The organism is Helcococcus bovis (assembly GCF_046035835.1).
Classification (GTDB): domain Bacteria; phylum Bacillota; class Clostridia; order Tissierellales; family Peptoniphilaceae; genus Helcococcus; species Helcococcus bovis.
The window spans coordinates 77945-99119 of record NZ_JBFNGB010000003.1 but is presented as its reverse complement, the minus strand read 5'-3'; the positions used below and the strand labels follow the sequence as shown (position 1 = coordinate 99119).

15 protein-coding genes are annotated in these 21175 nt (G+C 26.4%); 13 read left to right on the top strand and 2 right to left on the bottom strand.

What is annotated here, in order from left to right; all coding sequences use genetic code 11:
* Positions 1-52: 52 nt before the first annotated feature.
* Positions 53-2557: an ABC transporter permease gene (locus tag ABGF48_RS01910; protein WP_408104665.1), complete on the top strand. Its 2505-nt coding sequence runs from the start codon at positions 53-55 to the stop codon at positions 2555-2557.
* 182 nt (positions 2558-2739) lie between these two features.
* Here ABGF48_RS01910 and ABGF48_RS01905 read toward each other — a convergent pair whose 3' ends face one another.
* Together ABGF48_RS01905 and galT are read right to left on the bottom strand one after the other, a co-directional pair.
* Positions 2740-3900, bottom strand: coding sequence for a galactokinase (locus ABGF48_RS01905; protein ID WP_408104664.1), 1161 nt, complete (start codon positions 3898-3900; stop codon positions 2740-2742).
* Positions 3901-3902: 2 nt separating this feature from the next.
* Positions 3903-4886 (bottom strand): galactose-1-phosphate uridylyltransferase, encoded by a 984-nt coding sequence (galT, locus tag ABGF48_RS01900; protein ID WP_408104663.1) that lies wholly within the window; start codon positions 4884-4886, stop codon positions 3903-3905.
* Positions 4887-5109: 223 nt separating this feature from the next.
* Between galT and ABGF48_RS01895 the strand changes: the two genes are divergently transcribed.
* From ABGF48_RS01895 to ABGF48_RS01840, 12 genes are all read left to right on the top strand, one after another.
* The gene (locus ABGF48_RS01895; RefSeq protein WP_408104662.1) at positions 5110-8715 is read left to right on the top strand and encodes an endo-beta-N-acetylglucosaminidase; all 3606 of its coding nucleotides are present in this window, start codon (positions 5110-5112) and stop codon (positions 8713-8715) included.
* A gap of 407 nt (positions 8716-9122) precedes the next feature.
* Positions 9123-9389 carry a hypothetical protein gene (locus ABGF48_RS01890; protein ID WP_408104661.1) on the top strand — a complete coding sequence of 89 codons (267 nt, stop codon included), beginning with the start codon at positions 9123-9125 and terminating at the stop codon, positions 9387-9389.
* Positions 9373-10557: an MFS transporter gene (locus ABGF48_RS01885; RefSeq protein ID WP_408104660.1), complete on the top strand. Its 1185-nt coding sequence runs from the start codon at positions 9373-9375 to the stop codon at positions 10555-10557. The genes ABGF48_RS01890 and ABGF48_RS01885 overlap by 17 nt, the downstream gene beginning before the upstream one ends.
* A gap of 258 nt (positions 10558-10815) precedes the next feature.
* Positions 10816-11613 carry a class B sortase gene (locus ABGF48_RS01880; protein WP_408104659.1) on the top strand — a complete coding sequence of 266 codons (798 nt, stop codon included), beginning with the start codon at positions 10816-10818 and terminating at the stop codon, positions 11611-11613.
* A 3-nt stretch (positions 11614-11616) separates the two neighbouring features.
* Complete coding sequence (locus ABGF48_RS01875; RefSeq protein ID WP_408104658.1) at positions 11617-12513, top strand: DNA-3-methyladenine glycosylase family protein; 897 nt, start codon at positions 11617-11619, stop codon at positions 12511-12513.
* A 68-nt stretch (positions 12514-12581) separates the two neighbouring features.
* Entirely contained in the window at positions 12582-12854 is a 273-nt protein-coding gene (locus ABGF48_RS01870; protein WP_408104657.1) for a co-chaperone GroES, read from the top strand.
* A gap of 8 nt (positions 12855-12862) precedes the next feature.
* Positions 12863-14488, top strand: a complete 1626-nt coding sequence (groL, locus tag ABGF48_RS01865) for a chaperonin GroEL (protein ID WP_408104656.1) — start codon at positions 12863-12865, stop codon at positions 14486-14488.
* A gap of 114 nt (positions 14489-14602) precedes the next feature.
* Positions 14603-15310, top strand: a complete 708-nt coding sequence (locus ABGF48_RS01860) for a response regulator transcription factor (RefSeq protein WP_408104655.1) — start codon at positions 14603-14605, stop codon at positions 15308-15310.
* 8 nt (positions 15311-15318) lie between these two features.
* Complete coding sequence (pepF, locus tag ABGF48_RS01855; protein ID WP_408104654.1) at positions 15319-17064, top strand: oligoendopeptidase F; 1746 nt, start codon at positions 15319-15321, stop codon at positions 17062-17064.
* A 40-nt stretch (positions 17065-17104) separates the two neighbouring features.
* Positions 17105-17380, top strand: coding sequence for a methylated-DNA--[protein]-cysteine S-methyltransferase (locus ABGF48_RS01850; RefSeq protein WP_408104653.1), 276 nt, complete (start codon positions 17105-17107; stop codon positions 17378-17380).
* Positions 17381-17412: 32 nt separating this feature from the next.
* On the top strand, positions 17413-19233 hold the full coding sequence (locus ABGF48_RS01845) for a bifunctional metallophosphatase/5'-nucleotidase (protein WP_408104652.1): 1821 nt from the start codon (positions 17413-17415) through the stop codon (positions 19231-19233).
* Positions 19223-20920 carry a M3 family oligoendopeptidase gene (locus ABGF48_RS01840; RefSeq protein WP_408104651.1) on the top strand — a complete coding sequence of 566 codons (1698 nt, stop codon included), beginning with the start codon at positions 19223-19225 and terminating at the stop codon, positions 20918-20920. Before ABGF48_RS01845 ends, ABGF48_RS01840 begins: the two co-directional genes overlap by 11 nt.
* The last annotated feature ends 255 nt before the right edge of the window (positions 20921-21175 follow it).

Genomic DNA, 21175 nt, shown 5'->3' with positions numbered 1-21175 from the left:
TTATATGATTATGATTGTTTAACATTAAAAAAACATTAAATAAGAGGTAACGATGATATCGTTTGAACTAAAAAAAATATGGAAACAGAAAAAGATAATTGCGATTATTTTATTTGCTATTTTGATATGTATATATTCATTTCTATCAACAAAGTATAATTATGATTATAGACATAAGCAATATAGAAATGAAGGAAATTATTCTACTATTCAATCTGCAATTCAAAATAAATACAAGGATGTATTGCTAAGTCTATCTAAAGCAAAAAGGGATGAAATAAATAAAGACACAGATTTATTATGGTATTTTATGTTTAAAAAATATGATAATTCAAAAAATATTGAAAATAATAAAAAATCTTTTGATGAATTTGTTAAAATTAATCAAAAAATGTATGAAAAATATGATTTAAAACTTTCGGAAAATGCTAAATCTAATTTTGAATGGCTTAAATTTGATAATCAAAAATCAATTAATAATGAATCAAATTCATTAATAGCACCTTATAAATATAAAACAATAAATATTTCAAGAATTTTTATAGATAATTCAGACATAATATTAGGAATACCGGTATTTATGGTTTTTATTTTATTATTTTCAGGAATAATTTCTGATGAAAATGAACATAATACTAACTCATTTTTACAAACACAGCCCATAAATAGACATAAGTTAATTTTTTCAAAATTTTTAAGTATATTACTTATGAGTTTTTTGTATTTAGTTGTAGCTTTAATAATAATTTACATAATTTATGGAGTTAAATTTAGGATACCAATTGGAAATTTTAATGATTTATACAGGGTATTTGATATTGGTAATGCAACTTCACATATATTAGCTAGAGATTTATTATTTAAGATATTTTTAGCGTATATGATTATGATGTCATTTATAAGCTCTTTCATTATTTTTATAAGTACTAGAGTTAAGAGTACTATGAAAACTTTAGTTATCTTATTTGTAACAATAATCTTATTAACAGTATTTACAAATAGATATGAAATTTTACAAAATAATTATAATCCAATATATATGATGGATTATGCTACGATTTTGAATGGAAATTATACAGAAGAGGTGAAAGGATATGAAAAAATTCTTAACATTTCATATAGTTCGGGGATTTACCCATATTTAATATATTTAGTTTTATCAATAATATTTTTATTACTGTCTATGATAAATGTGAAAGAAAAATATACAGTAAAAAGTAAAAAAGATGTAAAGATTAAAAATAAAAGTATTCTTATTTATGAAATAGAAAAAATTATAAAACAAAAAGAATTTAAGGTTGTAAATATAGCTTTACTAACATTAATTTTGAGTATATTTTTTATAAATTTTGAAAGTAATAATAAAGAAATAAGAAGCCTTATAAGTAATGAATACGGTAAATTACAAGAATCTAAAGTAAATGGTATTGAAGAAAAGTTTAGAGAGTTTCAAAAAACAATTGATGAAGGTAAAGATATGGATGGCTCTAAACAATATTACATTACTTATACAAAAAGTAGATTAGATAGAGGTAAATTTTTAAGAGATATTTATACAAATCAGCATAAAGGTTTTGTAAATAATAATAGTGAATTATACTATTCAAATTTAATTTTGCAATTAAAAGATCGTTTTGGAATGATGCCAATGTCTGAATATCCCAGACAGGCAAATCCTTATACTACTGCACCGTTAGATTCAGATGCCACATATTATGAATCTTTAGCAAGAGCGCAATATGCAATTGAAAATAATGTAAAGCCTATTTTAACAAATTATACATTTTCAGCATTTGAAACATTTAAGACACCTAAAATTGAAAATGATATTAAATCAGAATTATTTCCAAAGTCAAATGCTTCGTTTCAGTTATTGCATAGAGGTTATAGTTTAGAAAATTTAGATTATATATTATTAGGATTTTTAATTATTGCTTGTATGGGAGCTTATACTTATGATAAAGAATATGGAAATCAAATTGAATTTATGTATACTCAGCCGATTAGTAAATATAAGTATTTAGTATATAAATTGTTAAGTATAATAATTGTGTCGGTAGTTTTGATATTAGGATTTAATGCGATTATTATTTTAATAGGCTTAGTTGCAGAAGGGATAGGAGCATATAATTATCCTATTATTCAGTATAATAAATTATTGGAAAATTTTGTAGCAATTAAAGAGAATCAAAGAGATTATTTTTCAATAATTCCTTTATGGTTATATATATTAAAAAATATATTTATGCTAATTTTACAAGTAGGATTTATTTCTTCTATATCTATATTTTTATCTAATATATTTAAGAAAAAATTAAATGTTATCATATTTACTTTTATAATTTTAGTAGCAGGTGTTATTTTATCAAATTATATTCCTGAAATGTATAAAGCATTTTCACCATTTAATAGCTTATCGGCACATGTTATTTCTGATGGTAGTATAATAATAAACAAGATTAAAAATGGATCATATCTATTTAGTTCAATAAGTTTAATATTAGGTTTAATAATATTTAACTTGTTTAATTTATTGATTATAAAGAAAAATAGATAGTATGAAATAAATTTTAATCAAAATTTGTATCTTATATTGAGAATGTCTGATTTTTTGAAAGACATTAAAAACTTTTAAGAAAGATCAATTCATAAAAATAAAAAGCCACTTAGATATCTTTGTTGGATTTATATATCCAATAAATAAACGTCTTAAGTGGTTTTTTTCTATTTTATTAATCTTTAAATTTCATGCACATTATTACCAACATTTGAAATGATAAATTCTGCATCTAAACCTGTTTCTTCTTTGTATCTTGGACCGACATAAGCCTTAAATTCTTCAATTTTATCGGATTTAACAATGGCTATACCACAACCACCAAATCCAGCTCCTGTCATTCTTGCTCCGAGACAACCGTTAAAATCATTTGAATGTTTAGTAATTGAATCAAGATGTGGTCCTGTAACTTCGTATAGTTCTCTTAATGAATCGTTTGATGCTACTAATAGTTCTCCTAAAGTTTCTATATCTCCATTTTGTAATGCTTGTACAGCTTCAGCGACTCTTAAATTTTCCATAATTACATGTTCAGCTCTTTTTCTTACATTTTCATTTTCTATATTTTCAAGTAAATCTAAATCTTCTTCTGTAAGTTGGCATAAATTGTCGATTTCAGCATAATCTTGTAAAATTTCTAGAGCTTCTTCACATTCAGCACGTCTTTCATTATATTTTGAGTCTTTTAATTCTCTTCTTTTATTTGTGTTTAGGATTACAATTTTATTGTCTTTTAGTTTGAATGGAATGTATTCAAAATCCAATGTTTCGGTATCCAGTAAAACTGCATTATCTTTTTTTCCGTTTGCGATTATAAATTGATCCATTATTCCGGAGTTTACCCCTATAAATTTATTTTCCGTTTCTTGACCGATTAATGCTAATTCTATATTTGTAATTTTTCCTTTGTTGTAGAAAGTATTGAAGATTTCTCCAAAAAGAACTTCAAGTGAAGCTGATGATGAAAGACCGGAGCCATTAGGAATATTCCCGTAAACTAAAACATCCAGTCCTCCAATATCAAATTCTCTTTCCTTTATAAACTTTGCAACACCAAGAGGGAAATTCATCCATTCATTTTCTTCTTTATGTTCAATAGGAGAAAGTGAAACATGTCCTTCTTTAGAAAGATTTAAGCTTTTTAATCTTAAAATATTTTCAGAATTTTTTCTGGCAACTCCATATGTTCCTATTTCTATTGCACATGGAAATACTTGTCCGCCGTTATAATCAATATGTTCTCCTATTATATTGATTCTACTTGGGGAAAAGAATGTTTTAATTTCATTATCATTTTCACTAAATGCTTCTATAAATTTTGATTTTAATTCTTGTAAGTCCATTTTTATCCTCTTTTCTTAAATTTTTCAAATGCTTCTCGTAATTCTATTGCAGTATCTTCAACTCTTCTTGGATTTGTTTTAGCCCATACGCAAGTTTCAGAAGACGCATTCCACTTGATTGAATTTGCACCTCTTAATGGGGGAAAGAATTTTACGTGGAAGTTGTAGAAGTTTTTGTATTCTTCCTCTAATTCGCTATTTACAGGATTTTGGTAAATTCCCATCATGTAAGGGAATTCTCTATCAAATAGTGTGTCAAATGTGCCTAAAAGATTTTTTAATATTTTAGCAAAATCCTCAGTAATTTCATCATTAAAATCTTCAAATGTATAAATGTTATTTTTCTTAGGAACGATATATGCACCATAAGGATAGTCTGTAAAGAATGGTAAAAATGCTACAAAGTTATTATTTTCCATTATAACTCTGTCTTTAATTTTCAACTCTTCATCTCTAATTTTTAGAATTAGTGATTCTCCGGTTTTTTTAAAATGATTTTTAGAATTTTCAATTTCTTGTTTAATTCTTAAAGGTACATATCCATATCCGTAAATTTGTCCATGAGGATGACTTTGTGTAGTCCCCACCTCTTTACCTTTATTTTCAAATGTGAGTATATATTTTATATGCTTATCCTTTTTTATTTCAATAAATCTTTCTTTCCAAAGTCTGACTAATTCCACAATGTGATTAATTGGAAGTTGCCATAAAGATGCGTTGTGATCTGGAGAGTAGAGAATTACTTCAGCTTTTCCATAAGATTTTGCTGTTTTATAAAAATCTGTAGATATATTATCCGGAACAGGGGGGTGCGGCATCATTGAAGGCCAGTCGTTATCATATTTCATTACAGTATAATTTTCTTTTATTTGTTCAGAACCCGGACAAAATGCACAATAATCTTTTGGCATGTCAGGTCTATTTTGTCTATTTCCGTTTACAATTGTCCAATCGTTTAGTAAGGGATTGAATCTAAATTCCGCCATTTTTTACCTCGTTATTTTTTTATTTCATTTATATAATATCGAAAAATCTTTTTTCGTTCAACAATTTATGTGATATATGTTAAAATACCGTTTTCATTTTTTACGAAACCGGAATATTTTATATAAAGTTTTTTCAAAAATTTTTAAATGAAATTTACAAATTAAAAACTTAGTGATATATTAAAAATGTAGATAAAAAACGTTTTCAATAGGAGGGGTTGAAATGAAGAAAATATATAAAAAGATATTGGCGACTGCATTATCAGTGGTATTTTTAGCATCTTTTGTGCCTCAAAAAGCATATGCTGCAGATTCTATACCTATGACAGGAGAGGCGAAAAGAAAAGCAAATCAACCAAAATTTTCAGGTTACAGAGTTTGGGATATAAGAGATTGGACGCCGGAAAATGATCCGGGGGCTCAACTTCTTAAAGCTAAAGTTCCTCTACAAAAAAGGAATGAACCGTTTAAGGCTACTCAAGCAAATCCAACACTTGAGTCAAATGCAGAAATTATGTTGATGCAAGGCGATTATGGTAATACATTTACTGATGGTATGATGTACAATAATACTTTTGGATATTATCCATTAAGTTTCTGGCAATATACTGATTATTTTGCACCATGGCATGGAGCGATTACTGCTACAACTCCCGAAGATTTGTATGATAGAAAATATGAATCAAAAGTAGATAGAGGATGGGAGAAAAGATATTTTGAATTCGGTGTATTAAATATACCTAATCCAGCATATACAAATGCAGCACATAAAAATGGTGTTAAATCTATAGCTGTTATTTATTTTGATCAATATTATAGACAGGGTCAAACAATCAATGAATTATTTGTTCAAGATAAAGATGGGAAATTTCCGGTGGCAGAAAAACTTATAGAAATGGCAAAGTTTTTCGGATATGATGGATATTTCTTTAATGCGGAAGAAAGTGTAGAAGAAAGATTTGAAAATAGTAAAAAATTATTTTTAAAAAGATTACACGATGCAGGATTATATACTCAATATTACAATACTGAAAATGCGATGAACAGTTCAAAATATCAATGGCTATTTTATGACACTGATGGAGATGGTAAAGAAGAAAGAATCCAAGATTCCGTATTTGTAAATTATGGGTGGCCGGGAACTGTTGATAAACAAATGGAATTTATAAAAAGTAAAAAAATTGATCCATTTAAAAATGTATTTTATGGTGTTGAGGCAAATCAAAATGGATTTAATGGTAATCATACGTCAGGGAAACAAATTCAAAAATTATATGAAAAAAACACAAAAAATCCTAGAGCAAGTATAGCCTTATTTACTCCATCTGATTTTTATCAAAGAGCATTACCTGATGATATGATTCAAGATACAGGTTATCAATGGATGATTGAAGAAAGAGCAAGAATGTATTTTTCAGGTGCCAAAGTAAATCCTAGAGAAACAGGAATGTTTGAAGGATATAAAAGAGAAGATGTAATGTTTGATGATGCAAGTGGATGGGTTGGAGTAGCAGATTTTACAAGTGAAAAATCTGTGATAAAAGGTTCTAATTTTTATTCATCTTTCAATATCGGTAAAGGTGTACAATACTTTGAAAATGGAAAAGTAAGTTTAGATGAAGAATGGTCAAATATAAATATTCAAGATATTCCATTAACTTGGCAATGGTGGATTGATAGTGAAAATACTAAGGGGAAATTAAATTTAGATTTTGATTTTGGTAAAAAAGAAGTAAGAAGAGATAAATCAAAACAAGTTATCGAATTGCCTTTTAATCAAATAGGAGCTTATGAAGGAGGTTCATCTTTAGTTACTTATGGAAAATTAGATGGTCAAAATACAATTAGATTATACAAAACAGATTTAGATATTAATCAAAATTCTAAATTGGATATTACATTTAGAAAAACATCAACAGATGATGTTAAAATGAAGTTATCATTAATCTTTAAAGATAAAACAGGTGAAATTGTAAAAGAAGATATAGAAAATTCAGAAAAATCAGGAGCGTGGACAACTTCAACAATTAATTTATCAAAATATGACGGTAAGAAATTAGCTATGATTGGATTATCATTTGAAGGGAAATCTGAAAATTATCAAATGAATATTGGAAAAATTTCAGTAAGTGATGGATTAAAAGCTCCAAGTAAACCTGAAGGATTTAAAATTCAAAAATTATTTTCAGATGATGAGATGATTGTTGAATGGAAAAAAGAAGATTTTAGTAATGTAGATAAATATGAAATAAGAGGAGTTTTACCTAATGGAGAAAAAGTATTTTTAGGTGGAATTTATGATGATGTATTTTATGTTAAATCACTAAAAAATGCTAATAAATTTGAATTAGTTGCTGTTGGTAAAAATGGAGAAAAGAGTGAACCTTCAATAGTTGAATTTAATCCGGATTCAATCGTAAATAGATTAAATTATGAAACTGAAACTGTTGAAGTAACGACTAAAAAAGACCATCCGGTAAAGGGGAGTATTGTACAATCTAAACATGATGGAAAATTAGTATTAAATTGGGAAAATCCAAAAGCTGATTACAAAGAATTAGAATTAAGAGTTACTTTACCGGAAAATGATTCTAAAGCCTTATTTACAAAGATTATAAAAAAAGGAGAAAGTACTACAGATATAGAAATTCCTTATAATAATGGAGAAAAATTTGAAGCTACAATCTATACTGTATTAAATGATGGAAGTAAATTAGAATCCGTTACACTAACAGGTAAATTGAAAGATACTTATGTCCAAAGATATAATAAAGAATTATTTAATGAAAAAAATAAAACATTTTGGAGTCCTGAGCCAAATGATTGGTCTAAATTACATGTTAAATTAAATGACGAAATTGTTAAGTTTAGTAATAGATTTGGATGGGAATCAGATTACGCTATTAGAGGTGCGACACTAATGAATGTTACATTTTCTGATGATAAAAATACTTCAGAAGATGAATTAGAAGATGAAATGCAAGATGAATCAGAAGAAGATATTTATGATGATTTTGTAGATTCTAATGAAACTTATGGGCTTGTTGAAGTAGTTTTAGAAGACTATGTTGGAAATAAATCATTACCAACTTATATAATATTAGGAAAAAATAAAGCTGAAGATTTGATATCTAAGATTGAAAAATCAGAAGATATGATTAATAGTTATAAATATAAAGAAGATGGTAAAGATAAAGTTAAAGAAGCGGTTGAAAAAGCAAAAGCTTTATTAAAGAAAAAAGATGTTTCTAATGGGGAAATTAAAGATATGGAAAAAATGCTGGATGAAATTCAAAATACTCTAGTATTGAAGGAAGCAGAAAAAGAAACACCAAAGGAAACGCAAAAAGAAACACCAAAGGAAACGCAAAAAGAAACACCAAAGGAAACGCAAAAAGAAACATCTAAAGAAAAATATGAAGATAAAAATAAATTTGTTCCTAAAGTAGTATATGGTAGTGGACAAATTATTCAAAAAGGTAAAGTCGATAAAATAGAATTTAAATCGGATGGCCTGTTAAAAACTTTAGAAAAAGTTGAGGTTGACGGAAAAGAATTAAGTAAATCGGATTATTTTTCTTTAGAGGGAAGTACTATTGTAATTTTACCTGAAAGATATTTTGGTAAATTACAGGAAGGAAATCATATATTAACTATGAAATTTGGAGAAGGTGAAAAAAATAAAGCGGGAAATGTTGATTTTGGTTTTACCATAAAAGATAATAAATTAAATCCTTTAACTGCAGATTATGGAGTAGGAATTTATATTTCATTACTAGGTATTTCAATTTTAGGAATATATTTATCGAAAAAGAAAATAATTAAATAAATTATAATATTCTTTTAAAAAATATAGATAATAGACTTAGTTTAATAAATCATAAAAAACTATAATTAAATAAGCTGATTCCAAAAATTTGGAAATTGCAACAGAGACAACTAGAAATATTTGTCTCTGTTTCTTTTTTTTAATTTCCTCTACTGGTGCTATCATCATATTCATTGAACGTGAAGTTTTTATCAGTTTTTTACACACAAAAAATAGAAAACTATTTCATTTCCCTGTTGAAATATTTTTTTTATGTTGTATAATTATCATAAATAAAAAATATTATAGAGTTAGCAATGAAAATGTAGAATTGGATTATAATCATAAAATTTTAGATGTTTTTTGTGAAAATTATAAAAGTATTAATAAAGTTAGATCAAAGAGGATTATAGATTTCTAATAGAGGAGTGATAGATTTTTATGTACCATTAAATTTAAACAAAATAACGGATAGTCTTAAGCTTAACGTTAATAAGCTAGAAAATATTTTAGGTTATAATTTATCTTATTATAAATATTGTTTAATTGATAATGGGTTTGCTTTATCAAAAAAAGATGATTACGCAAAAAAATATCTAGAAAATTGTGAGTCATTATACTTAAAATTACCTAATAAACTTAAATTTTTAATTGATGAGATAGTTAGAGGAGATATATATGAAAAAAATTTATAGATTACTATTATTAGTTGTAATTTTAAATATTGCAGATAGTATTTTCTATATGAGTATGTTGTGGTATATTAATAACAATTTTAAGGATAGTTATTTTCTTGGCTTGTTTTTTTCAATAACATTAATTCCAGATATTTTTATATTTTTTCTAGGACCAATAATAGATAAATTCAATACAAAGAAATTACTATATATATCTATTTTTACACAAATTTCCTGTTTATTATTTTTTATTTTATTTAATCAATATTTGTCAATAGGTATATTATTATTCATAATTTTTATTTCTACAACAGCTAGTACTTTTAGTTATGTAATTCAAGGGACTTTAATCCCTAAAATTGTTGATAAAAATGAAATATTGTTTGCAAATTCTATATTTGAATTTTCTAGTAAAGTTCTAGATTCTTTTTTGAATTCTATAATATCAATAATTATTGCTAGTTTTGGCATTTTTATTTTATTTAGATATGATGTATTGATATTTATATTATCGTTACTGGTATTATCAGGTGTTAAACTTAAATTTCAAACAAAAGTTGATAATACTGAAGATAAATATAATTTTAAGAAATATAAATTAGAATTAAAGGAAGGTTTAACTTTTGTTAATAATAATAGTTTATTAAGAGATGTTACATTAATTTTCTTAATTATAAATTTTTTTAATGCTATACAGGCTGTTGCATATCCTATATATTCAAAAATATATTTTAATGGCGAAGTTTACTATGGTTTACTTCTAAGTGTTAAAGGTATTAGTGGGATAATTGGTAGTATAGTATCAAGTTATGTTATAAGAAAAATTAGTAAATCAAATTTATTGGGATTTCTTTTATTATTAAATGGAGTAGTATGGTTTGTAGCGATTTTTACAAGAAATATATATCTAAATCTTGCACTATTTTTTATTGGATATTTCGCAATGTCCATTTACAATATAGGGTTTAGTAGTATATTTCGTATTGTTCCACCGGAAGAATTGTTAGGAAGAGTTAATTCAACCGTAGATTCCTTAATAGCTGTAGCTATGCCTTTAGGAAGTTATATTGCTGGAATTATTATTACTGATAATATTGTGTATGTAATGACGATATTACCGTTATCTATGTTTGTTGGTGGAATTTATTTTATTAAGCATCAAAAATTAAATGAATTTTATTTATAGATTAAATTATGAAATATTCTTAAAAAATAATTGAATATTACATTTTCTTATCTCATATTTTTTTAATCGTGCTGTGGTTGAATTCAAAATTGACAATCAATCATTTTTAGACTATATTTATGGGATGAAAAAAATGTAAATATAATTGAAGAAAATTTTACAACTCTAGATTATATTCATTCTACACATTTTGTACATATTTATTAATTATGATGATATGTGATATAATATTTTACAAAAAGTTAAATGGAGAATGTAATGAAAAAAACAAAAAAAGTATTTTTAACATTAATACAAATTATTTTAGTTGCAATTATTATTTATAGTGCGTATGAAATAGGAACTTATTACTATCAAAATTACAAATCCACAAAGAAACTAAATGAAGTATCTGAAGAAGTTACAAAAATCGAAAAGGAAATTGATTTTGACAACAAAGGTAAGGAATTATCTAAAGCGGAAAAAGATAAACTTGCAAAAAAAATAATAGCTGATTTGCAGAAAAGAAACAAAGACATTAAAGCGTTTATAAAAGCAAAAGATTTTAAGGTTAATTTCCCAGCTACTTATTTATTTGAAGATAATGAAACTTATCTTTTCAGCGATTTAGATGGAAATTGGTCAAGACCAGGTACATTAATGGTAAATGGATACAATAACCCAGATTTTTCAGATATGAATACAACTATTTTTGGACATAATTTGAGAACAAATCCAGAAATGTATGCTCCAATGTTTAAGTTATTATTAACTTTAGAAAAAAAAGATTTTGTAAATTCTAAAGATGATTTTATAGTTGAAGTTTATACGGAACAAGGATATCATAAATACAAGATATTTACTGCGTATTATTCAGACACGAGCGATTATTATATTCAAGCAAATAGAAACAAAGATGAATGGGTTGATTATTTAAATAAGGTAAAAAATAAATCAATTAATAAATTTAAATATGAACCAAAATTTACAGAAAATTCAAAAATTTTAACATTATCAACATGTGACAATGATACTTTAGAAGGAAGATTTGTAGTACATGCATTAAAAGTAGAGTAGGATATGGAATATAAAATTACAAAAAAAGAAGGAAATTTACTAATAACAGGGTTAAAAAATTTTAATTTAACTCATATTTTTGAATGTGGACAGGCGTTTAGATGGGAAAAAACTGAATATAATTCTTATATTGTTATTGCACATGGAAAAGTGATCGAATTAAAACATGATGAAAATGGAGATTTGATAGTATATAATTCATCTGAAGAAGAATTTAGAAATGTATGGCATTCATACTTTGATTTGAATAGAGATTATACTCAATTAAAAAATGATTTAAAGTCAACGAAAGCGTATTCGCAAAATACAAGTCTTGAAGAAGCTATGAATTTTGGTTATGGAATTAGAATATTAAATCAGGATAAATTTGAAACTATCATTTCCTTTATAATTTCAGCAAATAATCAAATACCGAGAATAAAAAATTCTATTAGATTATTGTCGGAAACATATGGAGATTTTATACAAGAATATAAGGGGAGTAAATACTATGCGTTTCCAAAAGCAGATGTTTTAGCAAAATCTGATCCTGAAGAAATTAAAGAAATATGCAGAGTTGGATTTAGAAATACTAGAATAGTAGAATGTTCTAAAATGTTTATTGAAACACCTGAACTTTTTGATGAAAGTCTAGATGATGAAATTTTGGGTAATAATTTACTAACAGTTCCAGGGATTGGTCCGAAGGTAAGAGATTGCATATTATTATTTGGATATGCTAGGGGAGAAACATTTCCTGTTGATGTATGGGTTAAAAGACTTATGGAAACTTTATATATTGGAAAATCAATTCCAAATAGCAAAATTCTAGAAGAAGGAACAAATTATTTTGGGAAATTAAGAGGATACGCTCAGCAATATTTATTTTATTATGCTAGAGAGAACAAAATTGGGAAATAAGATTATTTTCCTTTTTTTGTGGTATAATTTTATTAGCGATTAAAGAAAACGAGTGCTAAGGAGGATTTATGAAAATTAAACCAATTGGACAAAGAATAGTATTAAAGACATTAAAAAAAGAAGAAAAGACAGTATCAGGCATTTTGATACTTGATAGTTCAAAAGAAAAACCTGTATTTGCAGAGGTTATAGAGATTTCAAAAGATATTGAGAATATGAATGATATAAATGTTGGAGATAAAGTTTTGTATACAAAATATAAGGGGACAACAATACAAAATAATGATGAAGAATATATAGTAATAGATAAAGATGATGTATTAGCGATTATTGAAGAATAGGAGATTTTATGAGTAAGGAAATTAAATATGGTCTTGATTCAAGAAGTGCTTTAGAAGCAGGTATAAATAAATTAGCAGATGCTGTAAAAGTAACTTTAGGACCTAAGGGGAGAAATGTAGTTATAGATAGGGGATATGGAGCACCACTTATTACAAACGATGGAGTTACTATAGCGAAAGAAATAGATTTAAAAGATAAATTTGAAAATATGGGTGCTCAGTTGTTAAAAGAGGTTTCTATAAAAACTAATGATGTTGCAGGAGACGGTACAACAACAGCTACTATACTTGCTCAAGCTATAGTTAAAGAAGGGCTTAAAAATATTGCAGCTGGGGCAAATCCTATAATTTTACAAAAAGGTATAAAGAAAGCTACTCAATTAGTTGTCGAAAAAATAAAATCATTTTCTATACCTGTTGATTCAACAAATGCGATTGCGCAAGTAGGAACTATATCTTCAGCTGATAAGAAAATAGGAGATTTAATTGCGGAAGCTATGGATAAAATTGGTAAAGATGGTGTAATAACTGTTGAAGAATCAAAAACAATAGATACTAATTTACAAATAGTTGAAGGAATGCAATTTGATAAAGGATTTTTATCCCCATATATGGCTTCAAATACAGAAAAGAAGATTGCAGAATTAGAAAATCCATATATATTAGTTACTGATAAGAAAATTTCTAATATACAAGAAATATTACCTATACTTGAACAAATAGTAGAAATGTCGAAACCATTATTAATAATTGCTGAAGATATTGAAGGTGAAGCACTTACGACATTAATCTTAAATAAAATAAGAGGGACATTTAATGTTGTTGCTGTAAAAGCTCCAAGTTTTGGAGAAAATAGAGTTAAAATATTAGAAGATATTGCTATATTAACTGGAACAAGAGTATTTAAATCAGAATTAGAAGATGATTTGAAATTAATAAAATTAGATGAGTTAGGAAATGCAAAGAAAGTAAATGTTGATAAAGATTCCACAACCATTGTTGATGGATTGGGTTCAAAAGATGAATTAAAAATTAGAATCAATTCAATTAAAAATGATATATCAAATTCTGATTCAGAATTTGATATTGAAAGATATAAGTCAAGATTAGCTAAACTTTCTGGTGGAGTTGCTTTAATTCAAGTAGGAGCTGTTACAGAAGTTGAGATGAAAGAGAAAAAACTTAGAATTGAAGATGCCCTTGCAGCAACTAAGGCAGCTGTTGAAGAAGGTATAGTATCAGGTGGGGGAACAGTTTTATTAGATTCCATCAAAGCTTTAGATGAATACATTGCTTCAGTTAATGGAGATGAAAAAACAGGTGCTATGATAATTTCTAAAGCATTAGAAGCTCCTGCTAAACAAATAGCAGAAAATGCAGGGGTGGAAGGATCTGTAATAGTTGATAAAGTTAAAAATTTAGATGCAGGTATAGGATTTGATGCATTAAATAATGAATATGTAAATATGATTGAAAAAGGAATAGTAGACCCTACTAAAGTAACAAGATCAGCTCTAGAAAATGCATCATCAATTGCTTCTATGATTTTAACTACAGAAGCTGCTATTACAGACAGTTTAGACGATCAAGAGTTAAATCAAACTAGTCAAAATATGAATGGATTAAATTTCTAATCCAGTAATTAAAGTTAATCTTTTCTAAAAATTTGAAAAGGTTAACTTTTTATTTGAGTAATATGTTACATTTATGTTATAATTTTAAAAACATATAAAAAGGGGTGTATTATAGTGAAATTACTTTTAGTTTACTCAGATCAAGAATTCATAGATAATTTTAATTATAGTTTTAAATCTGAAGAATATTGTATATTTTCAGCACATACGATTAAAGAAGCATTATTATTATTGCAAAAAAATGAATATGATCTTGTTATAATGGATATGTTATTTAAAGATGGTACAGGGTTGGATTTAAAGAGAAAAATGAATGAAATTATTGATATACCAACAATTGTTGTATCAGAAAATAAAGAACCAAATGAAATAGTATTGGCTTTAGAATACGGTTGTGATGACTATATTATAAGACCATTTTATTTATTAGAATTAAAGGCTAGAATTAGATCTGTTATAAGAAGAAGTAGAGTAAATAAAGATGAAACTATAAAAGTTGTTAAAGAAGCTGATAATTCAATGTCTAAAGATAAATTTGAGTTCAATATATTAGGAAGAAAAGTTACAGTAGACGAAATAGAATTAGATTTAACTGGAAAAGAGTTTGATTTATTATTCATACTTGTTTCAAATAAAGGAAAAGTATTTTCAAGAAAAGAGTTGGCAGCATCTTTGTGGAAGGATATTGAAGATTCAAATATCAGAACTGTAGATGTTCATATTAGAAGATTAAGGGAAAAATTAGAATCAACATCAACTGATAAATATATTCAGACCAGATGGGGAGAAGGATATTTTTATAGTGATGAAATAAATTCATAGGAGGTAACATGGAAGAATTAAGATGGGATTTGGCATCTATTTATGCTAATGATGATTTAGCTAGAGATGAAATAAAGAAAATAGAAGAAAAGCTAGAAGAAGTAAAAAAATTAAAAAGTGATTCAAAGAGTAATTTAGTTCAATTATTACTAAAAGAAGTTGAAATTTCAAGAAAGTTATATAAATTAGGAGCATATTCTCATATGAAAAAAGATGAAGATTCAAATGTTACTAATTATCAAAAATTAGATAAAGAGGTTTCTAATTTAAGTTCTAAAATTTCTACTGAATTTGCATTTTTAACACCTCTTCTATTATCTTTAGATGAAAAAGAAATTAAAGAATTGAAAAATAGGGAAGAGTTAAAAGGATTCGATGTATATTTGAACAAAATTTTTAGATATAAAGCTCACACACTTTCAGATAAAGAAGAATTAGTAATGAGTACATTAAGCTCAACACTTAGAACATCTGCAAATATGTATTATTTCTTAACTAATACAGATATGAAATTCCCATATTTAGAAAAATGGGATAAAGAGTTAACAAATACAAATTTTGTAAATATTCAAATGAATGAAGATAGAGAATTAAGAAAAGAAGCATTTAAAAAATTCTATGACACATTTAATCAATATGGAAATACAATTGCACAATCATATTATTCACATATTGATGGACTTGGAAAAATCTCAAAGTTGAGAAATTATGATTCAATAAGAGAAATGTTTTTATTTAGAGATGATGTAAGTACAGATGTATATGATGCATTGGTGCAATCAATACACGATAATTTACCATATTTACACAAATATTATGAAATTAAGAAAAGAGCATTAAAACTTGATGAGCAACATATGTATGATGTTTATATGCCGATGACAAGTAATTTTGAAAAGCAATATACATTTGAAGAAGCTAAAGAATTAGTTATTGAATCTGTTAAACCAATGGGTGAAGAATATGTAAATAACTATAAAAAAGCTTTTGAAGAAAATTGGATTGATGTTGAACCAAGACCAGGAAAGAGAAATGGAGCATATTCATCAGGATCATATGATACAAAGCCATTTATACTATTAAATTTTGATGGAACATTAAGTAGTGTATTTACTTTAGCTCATGAAATGGGACATTCACTACACAGTTATTATGATAGATCAACAAATGATTTCTTGCATTCAGGATATACGATTTTCGTTGCGGAAGTAGCATCAACATTCAATGAAGCATTGTTATTAGATTTATTAATGAAAAAAGCTGAAAGTGAAGAAGAATTATTATACTTAACAGACTTTTATGTAAATAACTATAAATCAACAGTTTTTAGACAAACAATGTTTGCTGAATTTGAAAGAGAAGTACATCATAAAATTGAAAATGGTATAGTTTTAACAAAAGATGATTTTTCAAATATTTATCTAGAATTAAACAAAAAATACTTTGGTGATGCAATGGTTTCAGATAAAGAGATTGCTTATGAATGGATGAGAATACCTCATTTCTATTCAAATTTCTATGTATATAAATATGCTATTGGATTTACAGCATCTTCAATTTTAGTAAGAAGAGTATTAGAAGGTGTTGAAAATGCAAGAGAAAACTATATTAAATTCTTAAAAGATGGGGATAATCACTTCCCAATTGAACAATTAAAGATTGCTGGTGTTGATATGTCTAAACCAGAAACTGTTAATAAATCTTTAGAAACATTTAGAGAATTAGTTGATAAATTAGACAAAATGATAAAATAATAAAATAATTAAATGCTTAAATTAAAAGGGGGACAAATTTATGGCAGTTAAAGTAATAAATAGATATAGATTAAATACAGGAGAATTTAAGGTAACATTTTACGCTAACTCAGAGAATTTATTAGACGTAGTTTTAAATGACTCAAGAAATACAAATTTAGAAGGTGTATTTTTAACAAAAAGTAACAAAGTGATTGATGAAGCAATCAATCAATTCATGGAATTTGTTAGAGGAGAAAGAAAAAAATTTGAATTACCTTTAGATAAAAATGTAAAAAGTTTAGATAAAAAAGTTAAAGAATTATTAAAAATATAATTAAAATTAATTAATAAGACTTTTGGGGAAATATGGAAAAGAAACTAAAAGTAACTCTATTGTGCACTAGTGATGTTCATGGATATTACATGCCCTGGGATTATTCTAAAGATGAGTATTCTACAACGGGTGGACTTTCCAGAGTATCAACATATGTTAATAATTTAAGAAAAGTAAATGAAAATGTTGTTTTAATTGACAATGGAGACTTAATTCAAGGAAATAGTGCCGAATATTTTATTAAAAGTGAAAAATATCCGGGAATTGAAGTTATAAATAAAATGAAATATGAAATTTATAATATGGGCAATCATGAATTTAACTTTGGTATGGAACATTTAATAGATGTTGTAAGACAATTTGATGGTGTTTCAATGATGGGAAATCTTTATAGAAAGAAGAATACCATGAGATTCATGAATGGAATTTATTATAAAAATATAAAAGGGATAAGAATTGGATTTGTAAGCTTAAATACGCCTTTGGTAAGAAAATTTGAATCAAAACGTGGGAATTTGAAAAATTTTGATGTGATAGATGCGGATTTTGAGCTTGAAAGATTGCTCAACGAAGTTGGAGAGTGTGATGCTTTGATTGGATTATTCCACATGGGTGATTTCAATGAAAATGATATTGAAAATACAGGTGTTGTAGATTTATTAAACAATGTAAAGGGTGCAGATAAAATTGATGCTATTTTTGGTGGACATATGCATCAAATGATAAATAAAAAAATAAATAACACGGTTTTTCTTGAACCTGGATATCATGCTGAAGGATTAAGCAGATTAGATCTTACCTTTGATTTAGATAGTAAAAAATTAGAAGATATTTCTTCATCAGTTATAAAAATTGATGAAGAAATAGAATCAGATAGAAAAATTGAAGAAATTTTAACTCAATATCATAACGAATTAAGAGACAGGGCAAATGAATTTATAGGATACTCTTCAGAAGACTTGTCTGAAAGTGATGATGTAAAAGGGATTGCTCAAACGAGAGTAGGGCAAACAAAAATTACAGATTTTTTCCTGGATGTAATGCTTGATTATAGTAATGCTGATGTAGTATCAGTTCATTTGGATAATCCATATCCAGTTATCTTGAAGGGTGAAATTAAACGAAAAAATATTAATAATTCGTACAGCTACTCTGGGGGAGAAGTTTCAATATATGATATCTTAGGATCTGACTTAAAGAAATATATTGAATGGTCTGCAGGTATGTTTAATAAATTTAAGCCTGACGATATTAATATTTCATTTAATCCTGAAAGAACTAAATTTAAGTATTCTACATTTGATATTTTTGGAAATATTAAATATGATATAGATTTAAGTAAAGATGAAGGTTATAGGATAAAAAATCTAAGAAAGATGGACGATACAGAAATCTTAGATGATGAAATTTTGAAACTTGGTATAAATAAATATAGGATGGATTATTTGATATCACTAAATGGACCACTAAGTGGACTAAAGATGTCTCCGATAAAAAGTTCCATAACAGATAAGAGCTTAAATGTAAAAGGGACTATAAGAAATCTAGCAGCTAGATACATTGACTCACTTCCAGAAAAAACATATAAACCTAAAAATATAAAAAGGTGGAATGTCTTGATAGATAATTCTAATGACGAATTAAGAAATTTTGCCATTAAACTTATCAATGAGGGAAGTCTATTGCTATATAGATTAGAAAATGGAAAAACAAATTTTTCAAAGCCTTTAAATTTAACTGAAAAATTGGAAGGATATCAAATAGCAAAATTGAGGGAGAAATATAATATTTCTGAAGATTTAACACTAAAAGAAATATTAAATGAAATAAAAAGAGGTAATTATGAAGTTTAAGGATATAGAATATAAAAGACCAGATTTTGAAAAAGTGTTATCTGATTTAGATAGATACATGGATGAAGCTAAAAAAGCAACAAAAAGTGAAGAATATTTTGATGGATTAAAGAAAATTGAAAGAGTTTCTAGTCAATTTTCACAAGATTACACACTTGCATATGTTAGAAATTCAATAGATACAAGAGATGAATTTTATGAAAAAGAAGTGGAAGCATTTCATGAGGTTTTACCACGATTTTCTCAATTAGATAATAAATTAAAAAATATAAGATTAGAATCTCCATATAGAGATGAATATGAAGCTAAATTTGGTAAAAATATTACTGCAAAAGACCAATTACAAAAAGATATATTTAAACCGGAAATTATGGAAGATCAAGTTAAAGAATCAAAATTATCTGTTGAATATCAAAAACTAATGGGTACAGCAGAAATTGAATTTGATGGTAAAAAATTAAATCTGTCAAAAATGGTTCCTTACAAACAATCAAAAGATAGAGAAGTTAGAAAAGCTTCATCAGAAGCTACTTCAAAATGGTTTGATGAAAGAAAAGATCAATTCGATAACATTTATGATCAATTAGTAAAAATTAGACATGAAATTGCTACAAAACTAGGATTTAAATCATATCTTGATGTTGCATATAGAGATTTTGGTAGAACTGATTGGAATAGAGAAGATGCTAAAAATTATAGAGAACAAATTTTAAAATATATAGTTCCATTATCTCAAAAATTCTATGAAGAACAAAAACAAAGAATTGGTGTAGATGAATTAAAATATTACGATTTAGGATTAGAATTCTTATCAGGAAACCCAACACCAAAGGGTGATGAAGCTAAACTTGTAAAAGAAGCTAAAAAAATGTACAAAGAATTATCACCTGAAACAGATGAATTTTTTAATGCAATGATAGATAATGAAATGATGCATTTATCATCAACGGATGGTAAGGCACCAGGTGGATACATGACTTCATTAGATGTAATCGGATTACCATTTATATTTGCAAACTTTAATGGTACAGCGCATGATGTTGATGTTTTAACTCATGAAGCAGGACATGCATTCCAAGGTTATGTAACAAGAAATGTACATCCTGTTGAAAACAGAGGTGCTTGCATGGAAATCATGGAAACACACTCAATGAGTATGGAATTCTTTACACATCCATGGATGGAAGCGTTTTTCGGTGAAGATACAGAAAAATATTACTACAACCACGTTGTTGGGGCGTTAAAATTTTTACCATACGGAGCATCAATTGATGAATTCCAAGAATGGGTATATGACAATCCTACAGCAACACCAGAAGAAAGAAATGCCAAATTTAGAGAAATTGAAAAAAAATATTCTCCACATATTGATTATACAGATAATGAATATATGGAATCAGGTAGAAGATGGCAAGCTCAAATGCATGTTTACCAGTCACCTTTCTACTATTTAGATTACACAATTGCTCAAATCAATGCATTCCAATTCTTTGTACTAGATATGGAAAATCATGAAGAAGCATGGAGTAAATACTTAGAATTATGTAAATTAGGTGGAAGTTTAGGTACAAAAGAAATTATAAAACATGTGGGATTAAAAAATCCATTTGAAGCAGAAACATTTGAATACATTGTTCCAAAATTAGAAGCTTATCTAGAAAGCTTAGATAAAAATAAAATTAAATAATATAATTTTTTAGATAAACTATTACTGTAAGATAATAATATTAACGAAAAATATTAATAATAATTTGTGGAGATATTTAAATATTAAAATATTGTAAAAAGATAATAATTGTAGTTATTGTTTTTGGGTTAGTATGCAACTTTAGAGTTGCATCTGTATTAGCAACAAATGAAATCAGAAATAATTTAATTGTTGATGATATCGTGGAAGAAATTTATATAAATGGAAAATACTTTACAAAAAAGAAATTATAAA

Bases quoted from the DNA above. Each gene is read 5' to 3' on its own strand.
- ABGF48_RS01910 (WP_408104665.1), top strand. From the start codon at position 53: ATGATATCGTTTGAACTAAAAAAAATATGGAAACAGAAAAAGATAATT.
- ABGF48_RS01905 (WP_408104664.1), bottom strand. From the start codon at position 3,900: ATGGACTTACAAGAATTAAAATCAAAATTTATAGAAGCATTTAGTGAA.
- galT (WP_408104663.1), bottom strand. From the start codon at position 4,886: ATGGCGGAATTTAGATTCAATCCCTTACTAAACGATTGGACAATTGTA.
- ABGF48_RS01895 (WP_408104662.1), top strand. From the start codon at position 5,110: ATGAAGAAAATATATAAAAAGATATTGGCGACTGCATTATCAGTGGTA.
- ABGF48_RS01885 (WP_408104660.1), top strand. From the start codon at position 9,373: ATGAAAAAAATTTATAGATTACTATTATTAGTTGTAATTTTAAATATT.
- ABGF48_RS01880 (WP_408104659.1), top strand. From the start codon at position 10,816: ATGAAAAAAACAAAAAAAGTATTTTTAACATTAATACAAATTATTTTA.
- ABGF48_RS01875 (WP_408104658.1), top strand. From the start codon at position 11,617: ATGGAATATAAAATTACAAAAAAAGAAGGAAATTTACTAATAACAGGG.
- ABGF48_RS01870 (WP_408104657.1), top strand. From the start codon at position 12,582: ATGAAAATTAAACCAATTGGACAAAGAATAGTATTAAAGACATTAAAA.
- groL (WP_408104656.1), top strand. From the start codon at position 12,863: ATGAGTAAGGAAATTAAATATGGTCTTGATTCAAGAAGTGCTTTAGAA.
- pepF (WP_408104654.1), top strand. From the start codon at position 15,319: ATGGAAGAATTAAGATGGGATTTGGCATCTATTTATGCTAATGATGAT.
- ABGF48_RS01850 (WP_408104653.1), top strand. From the start codon at position 17,105: ATGGCAGTTAAAGTAATAAATAGATATAGATTAAATACAGGAGAATTT.
- ABGF48_RS01845 (WP_408104652.1), top strand. From the start codon at position 17,413: ATGGAAAAGAAACTAAAAGTAACTCTATTGTGCACTAGTGATGTTCAT.
- ABGF48_RS01840 (WP_408104651.1), top strand. From the start codon at position 19,223: ATGAAGTTTAAGGATATAGAATATAAAAGACCAGATTTTGAAAAAGTG.